The 15,231-nt window shown below is 60.7% G+C and carries 19 protein-coding genes and 1 riboswitch; of the genes, 10 read left to right on the forward strand and 9 right to left on the reverse strand.

The features are described 5' to 3' along the window. Positions 1 to 242 precede the first annotated feature (242 nt). Positions 243 to 1,517 carry a uracil-xanthine permease family protein gene (locus BFP89_RS12465; RefSeq protein ID WP_065885798.1) on the reverse strand — a complete coding sequence of 425 codons (1,275 nt, stop codon included), beginning with the start codon at positions 1,515 to 1,517 and terminating at the stop codon, positions 243 to 245. Between the two features lie 2 nt (positions 1,518 to 1,519). Further along, the gene (upp, locus tag BFP89_RS12470; RefSeq protein ID WP_003188608.1) at positions 1,520 to 2,158 is read right to left on the reverse strand and encodes a uracil phosphoribosyltransferase; all 639 of its coding nucleotides are present in this window, start codon (positions 2,156 to 2,158) and stop codon (positions 1,520 to 1,522) included. A 163-nt stretch (positions 2,159 to 2,321) separates the two neighbouring features. On the opposite strand from upp, the gene BFP89_RS12475 reads away from it, so the two are divergent. From BFP89_RS12475 to BFP89_RS12485, 3 genes are all read left to right on the forward strand, one after another. Continuing rightward, entirely contained in the window at positions 2,322 to 2,879 is a 558-nt protein-coding gene (locus BFP89_RS12475; protein ID WP_065885799.1) for a hypoxanthine-guanine phosphoribosyltransferase, read from the forward strand. 3 nt (positions 2,880 to 2,882) lie between these two features. Then, positions 2,883 to 3,350 carry a WbuC family cupin fold metalloprotein gene (locus tag BFP89_RS12480; RefSeq protein WP_065885800.1) on the forward strand — a complete coding sequence of 156 codons (468 nt, stop codon included), beginning with the start codon at positions 2,883 to 2,885 and terminating at the stop codon, positions 3,348 to 3,350. A gap of 188 nt (positions 3,351 to 3,538) precedes the next feature. Beyond that, positions 3,539 to 3,826, forward strand: a complete 288-nt coding sequence (locus tag BFP89_RS12485) for a PA4642 family protein (RefSeq protein ID WP_065885801.1) — start codon at positions 3,539 to 3,541, stop codon at positions 3,824 to 3,826. 103 nt (positions 3,827 to 3,929) lie between these two features. Here the strand turns inward: BFP89_RS12485 and mqo are convergent, their stop codons facing one another. Together mqo and BFP89_RS12495 are read right to left on the reverse strand one after the other, a co-directional pair. Beyond that, entirely contained in the window at positions 3,930 to 5,468 is a 1,539-nt protein-coding gene (gene mqo, locus BFP89_RS12490) for a malate dehydrogenase (quinone) (protein ID WP_065885802.1), read from the reverse strand. A gap of 702 nt (positions 5,469 to 6,170) precedes the next feature. Beyond that, positions 6,171 to 6,404, reverse strand: coding sequence for a hypothetical protein (locus BFP89_RS12495; protein ID WP_065885803.1), 234 nt, complete (start codon positions 6,402 to 6,404; stop codon positions 6,171 to 6,173). Positions 6,405 to 6,586: 182 nt separating this feature from the next. Between BFP89_RS12495 and BFP89_RS12500 the strand changes: the two genes are divergently transcribed. Then, entirely contained in the window at positions 6,587 to 7,171 is a 585-nt protein-coding gene (locus tag BFP89_RS12500) for a YajG family lipoprotein (RefSeq protein ID WP_057724591.1), read from the forward strand. Positions 7,172 to 7,228: 57 nt separating this feature from the next. Here BFP89_RS12500 and BFP89_RS12505 read toward each other — a convergent pair whose 3' ends face one another. Further along, entirely contained in the window at positions 7,229 to 7,438 is a 210-nt protein-coding gene (locus BFP89_RS12505; protein ID WP_065885804.1) for a hypothetical protein, read from the reverse strand. A gap of 184 nt (positions 7,439 to 7,622) precedes the next feature. Between BFP89_RS12505 and BFP89_RS12510 the strand changes: the two genes are divergently transcribed. Then, the gene (locus BFP89_RS12510; protein ID WP_065885805.1) at positions 7,623 to 7,871 is read left to right on the forward strand and encodes a hypothetical protein; all 249 of its coding nucleotides are present in this window, start codon (positions 7,623 to 7,625) and stop codon (positions 7,869 to 7,871) included. Between the two features lie 119 nt (positions 7,872 to 7,990). On the opposite strand, the gene BFP89_RS12515 is transcribed toward BFP89_RS12510, so the two are convergent. Continuing rightward, the gene (locus BFP89_RS12515; protein ID WP_176718414.1) at positions 7,991 to 9,154 is read right to left on the reverse strand and encodes a 1-acyl-sn-glycerol-3-phosphate acyltransferase; all 1,164 of its coding nucleotides are present in this window, start codon (positions 9,152 to 9,154) and stop codon (positions 7,991 to 7,993) included. 132 nt (positions 9,155 to 9,286) lie between these two features. Between BFP89_RS12515 and BFP89_RS12520 the strand changes: the two genes are divergently transcribed. The 4 genes from BFP89_RS12520 to BFP89_RS12535 all read left to right on the forward strand — a co-directional run bounded on the left by BFP89_RS12520 (position 9,287) and on the right by BFP89_RS12535 (position 11,339). Next, positions 9,287 to 9,469, forward strand: a complete 183-nt coding sequence (locus BFP89_RS12520) for a CPXCG motif-containing cysteine-rich protein (protein ID WP_065885807.1) — start codon at positions 9,287 to 9,289, stop codon at positions 9,467 to 9,469. Positions 9,470 to 9,480: 11 nt separating this feature from the next. Beyond that, entirely contained in the window at positions 9,481 to 9,741 is a 261-nt protein-coding gene (locus BFP89_RS12525) for a putative signal transducing protein (protein WP_065885808.1), read from the forward strand. 36 nt (positions 9,742 to 9,777) lie between these two features. Then, a complete protein-coding gene (locus BFP89_RS12530; protein WP_065885809.1) occupies positions 9,778 to 10,398 on the forward strand; it encodes an SOS response-associated peptidase in 621 nt (206 codons plus the stop codon). Between the two features lie 122 nt (positions 10,399 to 10,520). Beyond that, positions 10,521 to 11,339: a M48 family metallopeptidase gene (locus BFP89_RS12535; RefSeq protein ID WP_065885810.1), complete on the forward strand. Its 819-nt coding sequence runs from the start codon at positions 10,521 to 10,523 to the stop codon at positions 11,337 to 11,339. 157 nt (positions 11,340 to 11,496) lie between these two features. Here the strand turns inward: BFP89_RS12535 and BFP89_RS12540 are convergent, their stop codons facing one another. From BFP89_RS12540 to BFP89_RS12550, 3 genes are all read right to left on the reverse strand, one after another. Further along, positions 11,497 to 12,081, reverse strand: coding sequence for a TMEM165/GDT1 family protein (locus BFP89_RS12540; RefSeq protein WP_005784895.1), 585 nt, complete (start codon positions 12,079 to 12,081; stop codon positions 11,497 to 11,499). A gap of 89 nt (positions 12,082 to 12,170) precedes the next feature. Beyond that, positions 12,171 to 12,290: riboswitch (yybP-ykoY riboswitch) on the reverse strand. Between the two features lie 51 nt (positions 12,291 to 12,341). After that, positions 12,342 to 13,340: a class I SAM-dependent methyltransferase gene (locus BFP89_RS12545; RefSeq protein WP_065885811.1), complete on the reverse strand. Its 999-nt coding sequence runs from the start codon at positions 13,338 to 13,340 to the stop codon at positions 12,342 to 12,344. A gap of 30 nt (positions 13,341 to 13,370) precedes the next feature. Further along, a complete protein-coding gene (locus tag BFP89_RS12550; protein ID WP_065885812.1) occupies positions 13,371 to 14,336 on the reverse strand; it encodes a 2-hydroxyacid dehydrogenase in 966 nt (321 codons plus the stop codon). 84 nt (positions 14,337 to 14,420) lie between these two features. On the opposite strand from BFP89_RS12550, the gene BFP89_RS12555 reads away from it, so the two are divergent. After that, positions 14,421 to 15,053, forward strand: coding sequence for a LysE family translocator (locus BFP89_RS12555; protein WP_065885813.1), 633 nt, complete (start codon positions 14,421 to 14,423; stop codon positions 15,051 to 15,053). Positions 15,054 to 15,231: the final 178 nt, after the last annotated feature.

A 15,231-nucleotide genomic window follows, 5' to 3' on the forward strand; every position in this document is an offset into this window, starting at 1 on the left:
GCCGGGTTACCCACGGATTCAAGCCTGCGTTCGGCCAGCGTGGTTTAACGGGGCGCCTGAGATCAAGATCAAAAGCAGATCAAGATCAAGAGCGACTCGCTGCGCATCGTGGTTACGGTTGAGCGTTACAGAGTTGTGTAGATACCTATGCCCCGATGGCAGTGTGTCAGTCAATAGATGTATTGACTGACACACTGCCATCGGGGGCAAGCCCCCTCCCACATTGGGTTCCAGGGTGTTAGTTAGAGCAGCGGTTCGTCAGGTTTCTTGTTCTTCCAGCCATCGTTGCCCGGCAGCAGGAGGTTCAAACCAATCGCCACCACCGCACACAGGGCGATGCCCTTGAGGCCGAAATCGTCCGGGCCGGTGCCGGTGCCTACCAGCACACCACCAATCCCGAACACCAGGGTCACCGACACAATCACCAGATTGCGCGCTTCACCCAGGTCGATCCTGTGGCGGATCAGCGTATTCATCCCCACCGCCGCAATCGAGCCGAACAGCAGGCACAGAATCCCGCCCATCACCGGCACCGGAATGCTTTGCAGCAGCGCGCCGAACTTGCCGATGAACGCCAGGCTGATCGCGAATACCGCGGCCCAGGTCATGATTTTCGGGTTGTAGTTCTTGGTCAGCATCACCGCCCCCGTCACTTCGGCGTAGGTGGTGTTGGGCGGGCCGCCAAACAGGCCGGCGGCCGTGGTGGCAATCCCGTCACCCAGCAAGGTGCGATGCAGGCCGGGCTTCTTCAGATAGTCGCGACCGGTCACGCTGCCTACCGCAATCACGCCACCGATATGTTCGATCGCAGGGGCCAGGGCCACCGGCACGATAAACAGGATCGCCTGCCAGTTGAACTCCGGCGCGGTGAAGTGGGGCAGGGCGAACCACGGTGCGGCGGCGATCTTTGCCGTGTCGACCACGCCGAAGTAGAACGACATGGCAAAACCCACCAGTACGCCGGAGATGATCGGCACCAGGCGGAAAATGCCCTTGCCGAACACGGCCACGATCAAGGTGGTCAGCAGGGCGGGCATCGAGATCAGCATGGCGGTCTGGTAGTGGATCAACTCGGCGCCGTCGCCGGACTTGCCCATGGCCATATTGGCGGCAATCGGCGCCATGGCCAGGCCGATGGAAATGATCACCGGGCCGATGACGACCGGCGGCAGCAGTCGGTCGATGAAACCGGTGCCTTTGACCTTCACGGCAAGGCCCAGGAAGGTATAGACGAAACCCGCCGCCATCACCCCGCCCATGGTCGCCGCCAGGCCGAACTGGCCCTTGGCGAGAATGATCGGGGTGATGAACGCAAAGCTCGATGCCAGGAACACCGGCACCTGCCGTCCCGTCACCACCTGGAACAACAACGTGCCCAGGCCTGCGGTGAACAGTGCGACGTTTGGATCAAGACCTGTGATCAGCGGCATCAACACCAGCGCGCCAAATGCTACGAAGAGCATCTGTGCGCCAGACAGGATCTGGCGCCAAAGCGGGTCGTTGAATTCATCCTGCATGGTCACGCGTCCTTCTGCTTGGTGCCGAAGATCTTGTCACCGGCATCGCCCAGGCCCGGGATGATGTAGCCGTGTTCATTCAGGCGTTCGTCGATGGAGGCGGTGTAGATCTGCACGTCAGGGTGCGCTTTCTCGACGGCGGCGATGCCTTCGGGGGCGGCCACCAGCACCATGGCGCGAATGTCGCGGCAGCCGGCTTTTTTCAGCAGGTCGATGGTGGCGACCATGGAACTGCCGGTGGCGAGCATCGGGTCGATGATCATGGCCAGGCGCTCGTTGATTTCCGGGACGAGTTTTTCCAGGTAGGTGTGGGCCTGCAAGGTTTCTTCATTGCGGGCCACGCCCACGGCGCTGACCTTGGCGCCCGGGATCAGGCTGAGCACGCCTTCGAGCATGCCGATACCGGCGCGCAGGATCGGGACCACGGTGATTTTCTTACCGGCGATTTTCTCCACTTGTACGGGACCGGCCCAACCGGGGATCTCGTAGGTCTCCAGGGGCAAATCCTTGGTGGCTTCGTAAGTGAGCAGCGCTCCGACTTCCTGAGCAAGCTCACGGAAGTTCTTCGTGCTGATGTCGGCGCGGCGCATAAGGCCGAGTTTGTGTCGGATCAGCGGGTGGCGGATCTCGCGAGTGGGCATGGGAAAGGCTCCGGCGGCGGGCAAAAAAACCGGCCTAGATTAATCTATCCGAGGGTGTTGTCCTATAGACATCAAGTACGTTAGTCCATAAAGGCTTGATTGGAGCGCAGTAGAAGCGTACCTTCGCCCGCTTTTCTTGCCACAGCACCCCCTGGAGAGCGCCATGTCCGCTGATCTCGAGCATATCCGTCAAATCATGCACGAGGCTGACTGCCTGTACACCGAAGCGCAAGTCGAAGCAGCGATTGCCAAGGTCGGCGCGCACATCACCCGCGAAATGGCCGACACCAACCCAGTGGTTTTTTGCGTGATGAACGGTGGCCTGATCTTCGCCGGCAAATTGCTCACCCATCTGCAATTCCCGTTGGAAGCGTCTTACCTGCACGCCACCCGCTATCGCAACGAAACCAGTGGCGGCGATCTATTCTGGAAAGCCAAGCCGGAAGTGTCGTTTATCGACCGTGATGTGCTGATCATCGACGACATCCTCGACGAAGGGCATACCCTGGGCGCAATCATCGACTTCTGCAAACATGCCGGCGCGCGTAAAGTGCACACCGCCGTGCTGATCGACAAAGACCACGATCGCAAGGCACGCCCCGAGCTGAAAGCCGATTTCGTCGGGCTGCCGTGCATCGACCGCTATATCTTCGGTTATGGCATGGACTATAAGGGCTACTGGCGTAACGCCAATGGCATCTACGCCGTTAAAGGAATGTAATCGATGGCCCGTTTTCTTGATCAGACCTTATTTGCAGAGTTGGCCGAGAAAGCGGGCGACAGCCCCCGTGGCCGGCACCATCACAACTTCCACCAGATGGAAGAGCCGTGTCATCGCCTCGCCGTGGCCCTGCAACCGAGTACCTATGTGCCGCCTCATCGGCACCTGAGCGCGGACAAGGCGGAAACCTTGCTGGTGCTCAAGGGCCGCTTGGGTTTGCTGATATTCAGCGAAACCGGTGAAGTCCTCGCCAAGCGCGTCATGCAGGCGGGCGGCGAGTGCGCGGGCGTCGACCTGCCGCCCGGCGTATTCCATGGCCTGGCGGTGCTGGAACCCGATACGGTGATGTTCGAATGCAAGGCCGGGCCTTATCGGCCGGTGGGTGAGGGTGAGCTGGCCACCTGGGCACCGCGCGAAGGCGATGCAGGTGTGGCCGACTACCAACGCTGGATGCTTTCGCAGTTCGATTGAACTGACCAAGATCCAAATGTGGGAGGGGGCTTGCCCCCGATGAGGTTGGGTCAGGCACACAGGTATGGGCTGACACACCGCTATCGGGGGCAAGCCCCCTCCCACATTGGCTCTTCAACGCTTTCGAAGCCTGTGCACCACAGGTAGACTTCAAACCCCGTGTCAATGTCTGCAGGCTGGAGTCGGTAATGCGTAAAGATAAAATACAGGTGATCGGTGACGAGATCGGCGACGACCAGATCAAGTTGTTCCTGAACTTCGAACCGGTCGATGCGACTTCTCCGTCCCTGCACAAACTGATCAAGGCCTATCGCGGCCTGCGTATCGACGACTTCGAGCGCTTCCTGGGGTTCTTCAAGGCTGCCGGCCTGGACCTGGACGGCAAGGATGAGCATGGCCAGACCTTTGTCGACCTGATCAAGGACCAGCGCCACGCCGCCGAGTACATCGCGCTGATCGACAACGCTCGCGGCTGATTATCCGAAGCAATAAAAAACGCCCCGGCCTCAAAAGAGTCCGGGGCGTTTCGCTTTTAACGGTAGGCGCGAGCTTGCTCGCGAAGAACCTGAGAGCGCCGCGTTAATCCACTTGCGCTGCGTTATCGTTGACGTTTTTCGCGAGCGAGCTCGCTCCTACAGGCTCCACCAGCTCAAGGCTGATGTTGTTCTGCGTATTGATCGTGCGATACAGCTCGGCATCCGTCTCCAGCACTTTTTCGCGCGCCGGGAAGATCTCGTGCAGCTTGGTCGCCCATTCACCGTTGGCTTTCTCCGGGAAGCAGCGCTCGATCAAATCCAGCATGATCGACACCGTCACCGAAGCGCCCGGCGAGGCGCCCAGCAGTGCCGCCAGCGAACCATCCGCGGCGGCAACCAGCTCGGTGCCGAATTGCAGCACGCCGCCTTTCTTCGGGTCCTTCTTGATGATCTGCACGCGTTGGCCGGCCACTTCCAGGCGCCAGTCTTCGGCTTTCGCTTCGGGGTAAAAGCGGCGCAGGGATTCCAGGCGCTGCTCCATGGACTGGCGCACTTCGCTGACCAGGTACTTGGTCAGGTCCATGTTGTCGCGAGCCACTGCCAGCATCGGGCCGATGTTGCCGGCGCGGATCGACATCGGCAGGTCCAGGAACGAGCCGTGCTTGAGGAACTTGGTGGTGAACCCGGCGTAGGGGCCGAACAACAGCGACTTCTGGCCATCCACCACGCGGGTGTCCAGGTGCGGCACGGACATCGGTGGCGAACCCACGGCCGCCTGGCTATAGACCTTGGCCTGGTGCTGCTTGACCACTTCCGGGTTATCGCAACGCAGCCACTGGCCGCTGACCGGGAAACCGCCGAAGCCTTTGCTTTCTTCGATGCCCGAAGCCTGCAGCAGCGGCAGGGCCGCGCCACCGGCGCCGAGGAACACGAAGCGGGCATCCACTTCGCGGCTGTTGCCGCTGTTGACGTCCTTGATGCTGACGGTCCAGCCCGCACCATTGCGCTTGAGGTCGGTGACACGCTTGCAGTACTTGACCTGGGCGTCCGGCGAACTGGTCAGGTGGTTGAGCAGTTGGTTGGTCAGGGCGCCAAAGTTGACGTCAGTGCCATTGATCACGCGGGTGGCGGCGATTTTTTCATCGAGCGGGCGGCCCGGCATCATCAGCGGCATCCACTCGGCCATCTCGCTGCGGTCTTCGGTGTAGTGCATGTCCGAAAACGCATGGTGCTGGACGAGGGTTTCAAAACGCTTCTTGAGGAAGGCAACGCCGTTGTCGCCCTGCACGAAACTCAAGTGCGGGACCGGGCTGATAAAGGACTTGCACGAACCAAAGGTGCCCTTTTTGGCCAGGTACGCCCAGAACTGTTTTGACACCTCGAACTGGGTGTTGATGTGCACGGCTTTCTTGATGTCGATGGAACCATCGGCGGCCTGCGGCGTGTAGTTCAGCTCACAGAGCCCGGCGTGGCCGGTACCGGCGTTGTTCCACGGGTTGGAACTCTCCGCGGCACCCGAGTCCATCAGCTCAACGACTTCCAGCTTGAGGCCGGGGTCGAGCTCCTTGAGCAGTACGGCCAGGGTGGCACTCATGATGCCGGCCCCTACCAGAACTACGTCGACTGCTTCGTTATGCGCCATTTAACGCGTCTCCAAAATCTGCAGCACCAAATTGACGGCATGGCTGCCAGGAGTGACGGGGCGGTTCACGTGTTGCCCCAGGTTACCCATGGCGAGGATCGCCATGTCCGTTTCGCAATTCTTTGCAACTTCAGCGCACGCTTCCTGCCCGGCTAATCTGCCTATGAACGCATTCATGGGCGCCTGTGGCAATTCGACTTATGGTCAAAGCGTGCGATTCGTGCAACCAATCCGTAGCGGACAGGCTCAAGCTCCGGTTATTGAGGAACGCTCGGTCCTGTGTTGGGCTGTTTCAGACGCTGATGGTGCTTGTACAAACGCCAAACTATTCATTTGCTCGCCACACTCTTGTGAAGTTGTGAAAACCCGTTTTTTTCACGCTCTTTTGAAGACGTGAACCTCAAAAAAGGGCTGCCCCAGCCTGGCACCTGGCCCGCAAAACGGGCAAACAACTCAAGTGGCCGAGCGCAATGGCAGCTCTGGCAGATTCGATAAAGACGGGTGGTTTGCACAGGAAACAGCAAGCACGCCAGCTTCACTCGATCTGTGTGGGCGGCTCTCTGTGGGCGATTTGGAGGTTAATGCCAAGGCAATAACGATGCTGCGGGGCCCGATCAGGAGACGTCCTTATAATCGGGGGGAGATTGTAGCGAAGAACGCCATGGAAATGGGCGTGTTTTATGACTTTTATTAGTGCGCCGGTCAGGAGGCCAACGCCTGGTGCGATTGTGCGCGTACAAACTGAGGGCTTACCCTGGCACTGGCCGGCAGCGGGCGGTGCATCCAGCCCAGATGCGTCTCCGCGACTTCGACCCAGCCTTCACCGACGGGCGGCAGGCTGCATTGCTTGAACGCCAGGCAATGACCGTGGGCATCGAGCAGGGCAAAGTGGCGGTGGCGGCTGTGTGACAGGAACAGTGACTTGAGAAGGCGCATGGCTGTGTACCGGTTGCGTTACATGCTTGAAGGTTGTCAGTCTGGCATGACAGGGGAATGACGTTTTGATGGGAAATTGTAATTTGCCGATGCCTTCAGCTGCGGTTCAGGATCGCTGGTGGGTGATGCGCGTGCACCGTTATACTGGCGGCCTGTGTGCGCCTAGTCCTGGAGAAATGAGTATGTTGCAACGCCTGTTGTTCGGTTTGATCACTGTGACCAGTTTGGCTTTGGTTGGCTGCGCCAACAGCCCGCAACAACTCAGCCCGCAACCTAAAGTCACGGCGCAGTTGGCGCCGGTTGGTCACGGCCAGCCTGTATCGGTGCGTGTAGTGGACGGTCGCCCGTCACCGACCCTCGGTTCCCGTGGCGGCCTGTACCCGGAGACCGCGCTGATTTCGGTGACCGGCCAGGACGTGCTGCCCAAGCTGCAGGCCCAGGCTGAAGCCGCTGTGCGCCTGCTGGGCTTTACCCCGACCAATTCGCCCGGCGCGCCGCAACTGACCGTTACCTTGGCCGAACTGAAATACCAGTCGCCCAAGGAAGGCCTGTATGTGACCGAAGCGTCCATCGGCGCAACCTTCAAGTCCGACGTCAGCGCCGGTACCCGTCGCTACAGCGGCCGCTATGCCGCCTCCCTCAACCAGCGCTTCGGCATGTCGCCGAACCAGGAAACCAACACCAAGCTGGTCAGCGACGTGCTCAGCGATGCGTTGACCCGACTGTTCAAGGACCCAAGCATCGGCCAGTTGCTCAGTTCGCAATAAGCTGTTCACGCAAAACCGGGCTCATCGCTGAGCCCGGTTTTTTTATGCCTGTCGCTTTCAGGCGGCGGTATCGACGTAAAAATCCAGCATGCTCACGCCCGTGAGTAAATCCAGTTCCGGCAAGTCGGCATGCGGGTGCCCGGCGAGGGCGCAATACACCAGCCAATGGCGGTCCTGGACATTGAAGGCAAGGCCGCCGATCAGGGCTTCCTGTTCATCGCTCGGGGCGATCAGATACAGCCGGTCCTGGTTTTGCGCGTGCAGCATGACAAGCTCCTCAAGCGTCGAAGGGCAACAGAGTGGCCTGTTAAGGTGACGTTCAGGTGACGCTGTAAATTACTGGATACATTAAACCGTCAACGGGGAGGGAGCATTAAAGGCGCAGGGAGCCACTATCGTTCAGGTTCGTATCTGGACCGATACCCGAATACTGTTTCGCCGAGGTTTTGCGATGGCGCTGCTGATCAATGCTGTTGCCCTGATGGTTGCCTGCTGCGGCGCCATACTGCTGTTCATCACTCGCCTGCGGGCGCAACGGGCGATGGCCGAACTCACCGCGCAAAGTGAAGAGCGCGCCATTGACCAGCCGATGTTGTTTCTGGACACGCGTACCGAACGGGCGCATCGCCAGGCTTACCGCGTCGGGTTCGTCGGCCTGGGGTTGGCGCTGGCCATTTCCTGGCTCAGTACCCACTTCTAAGAACACCTGCAGACAAATGTGGGAGGGGGCTTGCCCCCGATAGCGGTGGGTCAGATACAGATAGGCTTACTGACACACTGCAATCGGGGGCAAGCCCCCTCCCACATTTTGTTCGATGTTTACAGAGGGATCCCGGCCTTGACCCGGTATTGATTGCGCACTGGCGTTGCATATTGCGTCACCAGGTAAGGACGATGCTCGGACGGACATTCGTTCAGGCGCCGCTGCCACTCGGCCTTCGCCTTGGCCAGCTCATCGGCCGGGAATACGTCTTCGGCCTTTGGTACATCCAATTGCGGGTCGGCATCGTGCCATTGGGCGTAAGCCAGGTAGTGCACCGGGAACAGCCGATAACCACCGAGAATCTGCCGGTCCATTTCGACCGCCAGCAACTTGGTGTCCTCGAAGCGCTCGGTAATCGGTGGCGCGAAATTCACGTGCACCCGGCCTTTGTAACCGGTGATGCCCAGCGCAATGCTCACGTCATCCTCGCCCGGCGCCTTGCTGTAGGTGCCGGTGGTAGCGCGGATATACAGCTCGCGGGCCTTGGCGGCGTCGCACGGATCATACTCGTAGCTGATCGACACCGGCGTCAGGTTCAACGACTGGATGACTTCGGCGAACGGCTCGTCCTTGCGGCTGACGTGGAACATCTTGAGGATCGCCGATTCGGTGCGATCATCCCCATCCTTGGCCCGGCCTTCCGCCTGGGCGATCCAGATCGACTGGCAGTCGTTGCGGATCGAATGGTTGATGTAGGCCGACAGCAACTGGTAGGCCGCCATCTTTTCCTTTCGCCCGGTGATCGAGCGGTGCACGATGAAGCTCTTGTTCAAGCGCATCAGGTCGCTGACAAACGGTTTCTGCAGCAGGTTGTCGCCGATGGCGATGCGCGGCGTCGGCAGGCCGGCATGGTAGACGGCGTAGTTGACGAAGGCCGGGTCCATCACGATGTCACGGTGGTTGGCCAGGAACAGGTAGGCGGTGCCGGACTTCAATTGCTCGACGCCGGTGTAGGTCACGCCGTCGGTCGCGCGGTCGATGGTATGGTCGACGTAATACTCGACTTTATCCTGCAGCGTCGCCACGGTGGTGACGCCGGCGAATTCACGGCGCAGTTTGCGCGCGATCATCGGCTTGAGCAGCCAGCCCAGCGCGCCGGCAAAGCGCGGGAAGCGAAAGTGAGTCAGGATGTCCAGAAAGGCCTTGTCACTGAACAGCCGGTCCAGTACTGCGGGGACTTCGCTGTCGTTGTAAGGTCGGATGGTATCGAATTCGCCCATCATGCTCTCTTGTTAGAAACGGCTAGGGTAAGTAAAGGAAATACCAGGGGCGGCGTGAGTAAACGGGCTCAGCCGGCAATAGCCCTGTCAATAGACCGGCGATTATACGCACAAGTCACCTGGGAGACTGCGATGCTGGAAACTGCGCTGTACGATTGTCCTTATTGTGGGGAAACGGTCGAAACGACGGTGGATTTGTCCGGCGGTGATCAGGTTTATATAGAAGACTGCCAGGTGTGTTGCCGACCGATCACCTTCGACCTGCAGGTCCATGGTGAAGAGTGGATGCTCGAAACCCGCAGCGAGAATGACTGACAGGTATATCCATGCAGCGAATCTACGAACCGGAAAACCTCATGGAAGGCGAGCTGCTGCAGCAGATGCTTGCCAGCGAAGGCATCGAGGCGCACCTGGTGGGCCGCCATTTGCTCGGTGGCACGGGTGAGCTGCCGATCTTCGGCTTGCTGGGACTGGAGGTCGATAATGATCAAGCCGCTTGCGCACGCGAGCTCATAACCGCCTATAACGACGCGCAGCCCTTACCCTTTGATGACGCCGACAGCTTGCCCGACGTATTGGTCTGTTAGGCTGTCGGTCGGTTTACCCAAGAGTCGTGTTGCCCCATGTGTGGACGTTATGCCCTGTTTCGCTGGAACCCCGCCTTTGCTGCCTTGCCGGGTTTCCCGGCCGATCAGCAGGCCCAGTGGAATATCTCCCCCAATGATTCGGTGCTGATCCAGCGCGCCATCGATGGCCAGCTCAGCCTGGCGCGTGCGCGCTGGGGGCTCACACCGCCGTGGCTCACCGACCTCTCCCGCACACCCGCCCATGCCCGCGCCGAAACCCTGGCCGAGCAGCCGATGTTTCGCGAAGCGTTCCGCCAGCGCCGCTGCCTGCTGCCGGCCAACGGTTTTTACGAATGGCGCGGCACCCAGCGCAAGCGCCCATACTGGCTGACACCGGGGGAAGGCTCCACGCTGTTTTTTGCGGCGATCTGGGAGGCGTACCCGGTGCAGGAGCAGGTGTGGTTGAGCACGGCGGTCATCACTCAAGCGGCGCAGGCCCAGCGCCGACCGTTGATCCTGGATGAAGCGGGGCAGGCCGCCTGGCTGGACCCCGAGACGCCGCTGCATGTGCTGCAAAGCCTGCTGGCCGGTGAGCCTGCCGCGTTGCGCGAGCGGGTGCTGGCCAATATGGTCAACGATCCCAAGCTCAACGGGCCGGAGTGCCTGACCCCGGCTTGAGCCTGAGCTTATCGGCCGGCACGTGGGAGGGATCCGAAATACACCCGTTAAACGTCTGATGTATCTGGCGCGGATACAAATGTCCGCCTACGATACGCGCCATGTTTCCAGGGAGCGTGTTCATGAAGAAGTCATTGGCGGTAAGTGGGTTGGTTGCAGCGATGCTGCTGGCCGGGTGTCAGTCGGTCAACACTACCAGCGGCGGCGCGGTGGGGGTTGAGCGCAAGCAGTACATGTTCAGCATGCTGTCGAGCCAGGAAGTTGACCAGATGTACGCCCAGTCCTACCAGCAGACCCTGGGCGAGGCCAGTGGCAAAGGGATTCTGGACAAGACCAGCGCCAACGCCAAGCGCGTGCAGGCCATTGCCAATCGCCTGATCGCCCAGGCACCGACCTTCCGCCCGGATGCGGCGCAATGGAAGTGGGAAGTGAACCTGATCAAGAGCGACGAGATGAACGCCAACTGCGGGCCGGGTGGCAAGATCCTGGTGTACAGCGCATTGATCGATAATCTCAAGCTCACCGATGATGAACTCGCCGCCGTGATGGGCCATGAAATCGCCCACGCCTTGCGCGAACACGGCCGCGAAGCCATGTCCAAGGCTTACGGCATCGAGATGGCCAAACAGGGCGCCGGTGCAATATTCGGGCTCGGCCAGGACAGCCTGGCGCTGGCCGATACCGTGGCCAACTATGGCATGACCTTGCCCAACAGCCGCAGCAATGAAAACGAAGCCGACCTGATCGGCCTCGAACTGGCCGCCCGCGCCGGTTACAACCCGAACGCGGCCATCACGCTGTGGAACAAGATGGCCAAGGCCTCGGAAGGCGCGCCGCCGGAGTTCATGAGCACTCACCCGGCGTCTGATAGCCGCATTGCCTCGTTGCAGGCGGCGATTCCGAAGGTCATGCCGCTGTACCAACAGGCCAAAAAATCCTGATATTCCAAGCCTGGTAAAGATCCAAATGTGGGAGGGGGCTTGCCCCCGATAGCGGTGGGTCAGCTGAGGAATGCTTAGCTGAAACACCGCTATCGGGAGCAAGTCGAATCGTCGCACCGCCCCTCCCACATTGGATTGGGTTTACAGCCCTGGTTCCTTAGATCCAGCCACTGCTCTGCATGGCCTTGTACACCGCGACAATCGCCAGCACAAAAAACGCCGTAGCCGCCAAGCGCCGAATCAAGGTCAACGGCAGCTTCTCCGCCGCAAAATTCCCCGCCAGCACCACCGGTACGTTGGCAATCAACATACCCAGGGTGGTCCCGATAATCACCAGCCACAACTCCGGATACTGGGCCGCCAGCATCACCGTGGCGATCTGGGTCTTATCACCGATTTCCGCGAGGAAGAACGCAATCAGCGTGGTCAGGAACGGTCCGAACTTGCGCGTGGTACTGGCTTCGTCATCGTCGAGTTTGTCCGGCACCAGGGTCCACAGCGCCGTGGCGCAGAAGCTTGCCGCGAGAATCCAGTGCAGCACCGCGTCGGAGAAGAAACTTCCGAACCAGGCTCCCACTGCACCGGCAGCCGCATGGTTGGCCAGGGTCGCGGCGACGATGCCGGCGATGATGGGCCAGGGCTTGCGAAAGCGGGCAGCGAGAATGAGTGCGAGCAGTTGCGTCTTGTCGCCGATTTCGGCCAGGGCAACGATTGCGGTAGGTACGAGCAATGAATCCAGCATCAGGTAGGTTTCCAGGGGCGGGTCGACACGGCTATGACACGTACAGCCTTCCCGCCCCGGGTAAGGTGTGCGTGTCATAGGTCTTGTCAGACCCCGGTCCGTCTGTGCGGACTCCTGGGTCGCATACGCCATGGTCTGCTGACCAAGTATGTTGACGTATGCCGGACGAGCATGGCGCTCGTGGGAGACTACTCCCCTAGGACGCTGCGGATTCTGCCTAGGCAAAACCCTTTCGGCAAGCGTTCTTTTTCAAACGCCCGTCAGGGACGCTTGGCCCGGTAGATGCGAAAACCGTTGCCCTCGGCCTTGATCGCGCAGATGCCCAGATGCTCTTCGATCAGCGGCTGGTATTTCAGGAAGCTGTTGGCGACCAGGCGCAGTTCTCCGCCTTTTGCCAGATGTTTGCCTGCTTTTCGCAGCAGGTTTTCCGTGGCGAAGTAATCCGTGTGCACCCCGACATGGAACGGCGGGTTGCTTAAAATCGCATTCAAACCCATCGGTGCGGCGTCGATGCCGTCACCGGTCAGTACTTCGGCTTCCAGGTCATTGGCAGCCAGGGTCAGGCGGCTGCTGGCGGCGGCGAAGGCGTCCACATCAAGCAGGGTCACAGTGTTGTGCGGGTAGCGACGTTTCACCGCTGCTCCCAATACACCGGCGCCGCAGCCAAAGTCGAGCAAATGCCCGCTGGGCAGCTTGTCCAGGTGTTCCAGCAACAGCTCGGTGCCCCGGTCCAGGCGACCATGGCTGAACACGCCCGGCAGGCTCACCACCTTGAGCGGCCCGTCGACCAGCGGTACCTCGAAGGTTTGCGCCAGGCTATCCAGGTCGGGCGCCTGCGGCGCGTTGCCCACCGTGACCTGCCAGAGCTGGCAGTGCCGCGCGTTATCCAGCTTGCGCGGTTTGCCGAAGGGGATCATCTGCTTGGCCGCGCTTTCGATGCCGGCCTTTTTTTCGCCCACCAGAAACAGCTCGGCGCCGGGCAGGCGCGCGGCCACGGCGTTGAGCAGGTAGTCGGTGAGGTCTTTGGACTTGGGCAGGAAAATCACCGCGGCCTCAAATGCGCGTTCGGGCACCTTCACGCCGAACTGGCTGCGCTCGGGAAAACGCGCCTCCAACGCCGCCTGATCGCCGGCATGCCAGCTCCAGCCGTGGGCGTTGGGCAGGCGGCCGAGCAAATCGTCGGCAGGCAAGCCGACCAGCAGCAGGTTGCCTTGAAAAAGTTCGGCCTGGCGAAGCAGTACTTCACTGCGCGGATCCATGGTCTGCTCCTTGAAAAGGGGCGCAGTTTATCAAGCGACGACGCGCAGCGGGGCACCGTTGAAAAAGCCCAGGGCGTTTTCGCTCAATTGCGCGACGATCCGCTGCCGGGCTTCACGGCTGCCCCAGGCATTATGGGGCGTGACGATCAGCCGAGGGATATCACCGGCCAGCAGCGGGTTGCCGTTTACCGGAGGTTCGACACTCAACACATCGGTGGCCGCACCACCCAGGTGGCCGTTGCGCAATGCGTCGGCCAGGGCCTGTTCGTTGATCAAGCCACCGCGTGCGGTGTTGACGATAAACGCGCCGGGCTTGAGCAAGGCCAGTTCGCGAGCGCCGATAAAGTCGCGGGTGTGCTCGTTGAGCGGGCAGTGCAAGGTCAGCGCGTCGACCTGTGCCAGCAGTTCATCCAGCGGCACGCGGTCGGCGCGGGCAGGGCGCCCGGGAATCGCGCCCAGCACCACGCGCATGCCAAAGGCTTCGGCCAGACGTGCCACGGCGCTGCCCAGTTCGCCATGGCCGAGCAGGCCGAGGGTCTTGCCTTCCAGCTCGACAATCGGGTAGTCCAGCAGGCAGAACTGCTTGGCCTGCTGCCATTTGCCGGCTGCCACATCGCGCTGATAGTCCTTCAAGTGCGTGGCCAGGTTGAGCAGCAGCATGATCGTATGTTGCGCCACCGACGGCGTGCCGTAGCCCTGGCAGTTGCTCACGGTGATGCCCTGGGCACGGGCGGCTTCAAGGTCGATGTTATTGGTGCCGGTGGCCGACACCAGGATCAGCTTGAGCTCGGGGCAGGCCGCCAGGAGCTCGGCGCTGAGCGGAACTTTGTTAGTGATGGCGACTTGAGCGCCCTGCAAGCGTTCGCGCACATTCTGCGGCGTGGTCTGCTCGCACAGCTGCAGCTCGCTGAAGCAGTCATGCAACTCGCTGAGGTCGAGGTCGCCGAGGTCCAGGGAGGGGTGATCGAGGAAGACGGCGCGGCGCTTGTTCATCATCAACTGTACCTTTTGCGGCGGAGTTCGAAGGCGTAATCTGCTGAGCCTATCAGATGAAATAATCCGTTACTTAATGGAGTGAGCATGTACGTCGCCGAGTTTTTGACCGTAGCCTTGATTCACTTGTTGGCGGTCGCCAGCCCCGGGCCTGACTTCGCCGTAGTGGTGCGTGAAAGCGTGACCCATGGCCGTCGCGTCGGCACATGGACTGCGCTGGGCGTCGGTTCGGCGATTTTCCTCCACGTTGGCTACTCGTTGCTGGGCATCGGCTTGATCGTGTCCCAGTCCATCGTGCTGTTCAATGCATTGAAATGGGCGGCGGCGGCGTACCTGCTGTATATCGGCTTCAAGGCGCTGCGCGCGCAACCGGCCAAGCCACCGGTGGAAGGCGAGCTGCATCGCGAAGTGGGCGAGCGCACCCCGCGGGGCGCGTTTACCGCAGGTTTTGTGACCAACGGTTTGAATCCCAAGGCCACGCTGTTTTTCCTCTCGCTGTTCACCGTGGTGATCAACCCGCACACACCGCTGGCGGTGCAGGCCGGTTATGGCGTGTACCTGGCGGTGGCGACGGCGCTGTGGTTTTGCCTGGTGGCCATGTTGTTCAGCCAGCAGCGCGTGCGCGCCGGGTTTGCGAAGATGGGGCATTGGTTCGATCGCACCATGGGCGCGGTGTTGATCGCGATTGGGGTGAAGTTGGCGTTCACGAGCATGAAGTAATCGCTGCCCTTGAGCGGGCACGGTAAAAAATGTGGGAGGGGGCTTGCCCCCGATAGCCATAGGTATCGACACACCTGCGTAGCACCCAACCGTAACCACGATGCGAAGCGAGCCGCTCTTGATCTTGATCTGCTTTTGATCTTGATCTCAGGCGCCCCGTTAAACCACGCTGGCCGAA

The organism is Pseudomonas sp. 31 R 17, assembly GCF_900004915.1.
In the GTDB taxonomy this organism is placed as follows: Bacteria; Pseudomonadota; Gammaproteobacteria; order Pseudomonadales; family Pseudomonadaceae; genus Aquipseudomonas; species Aquipseudomonas orientalis_A.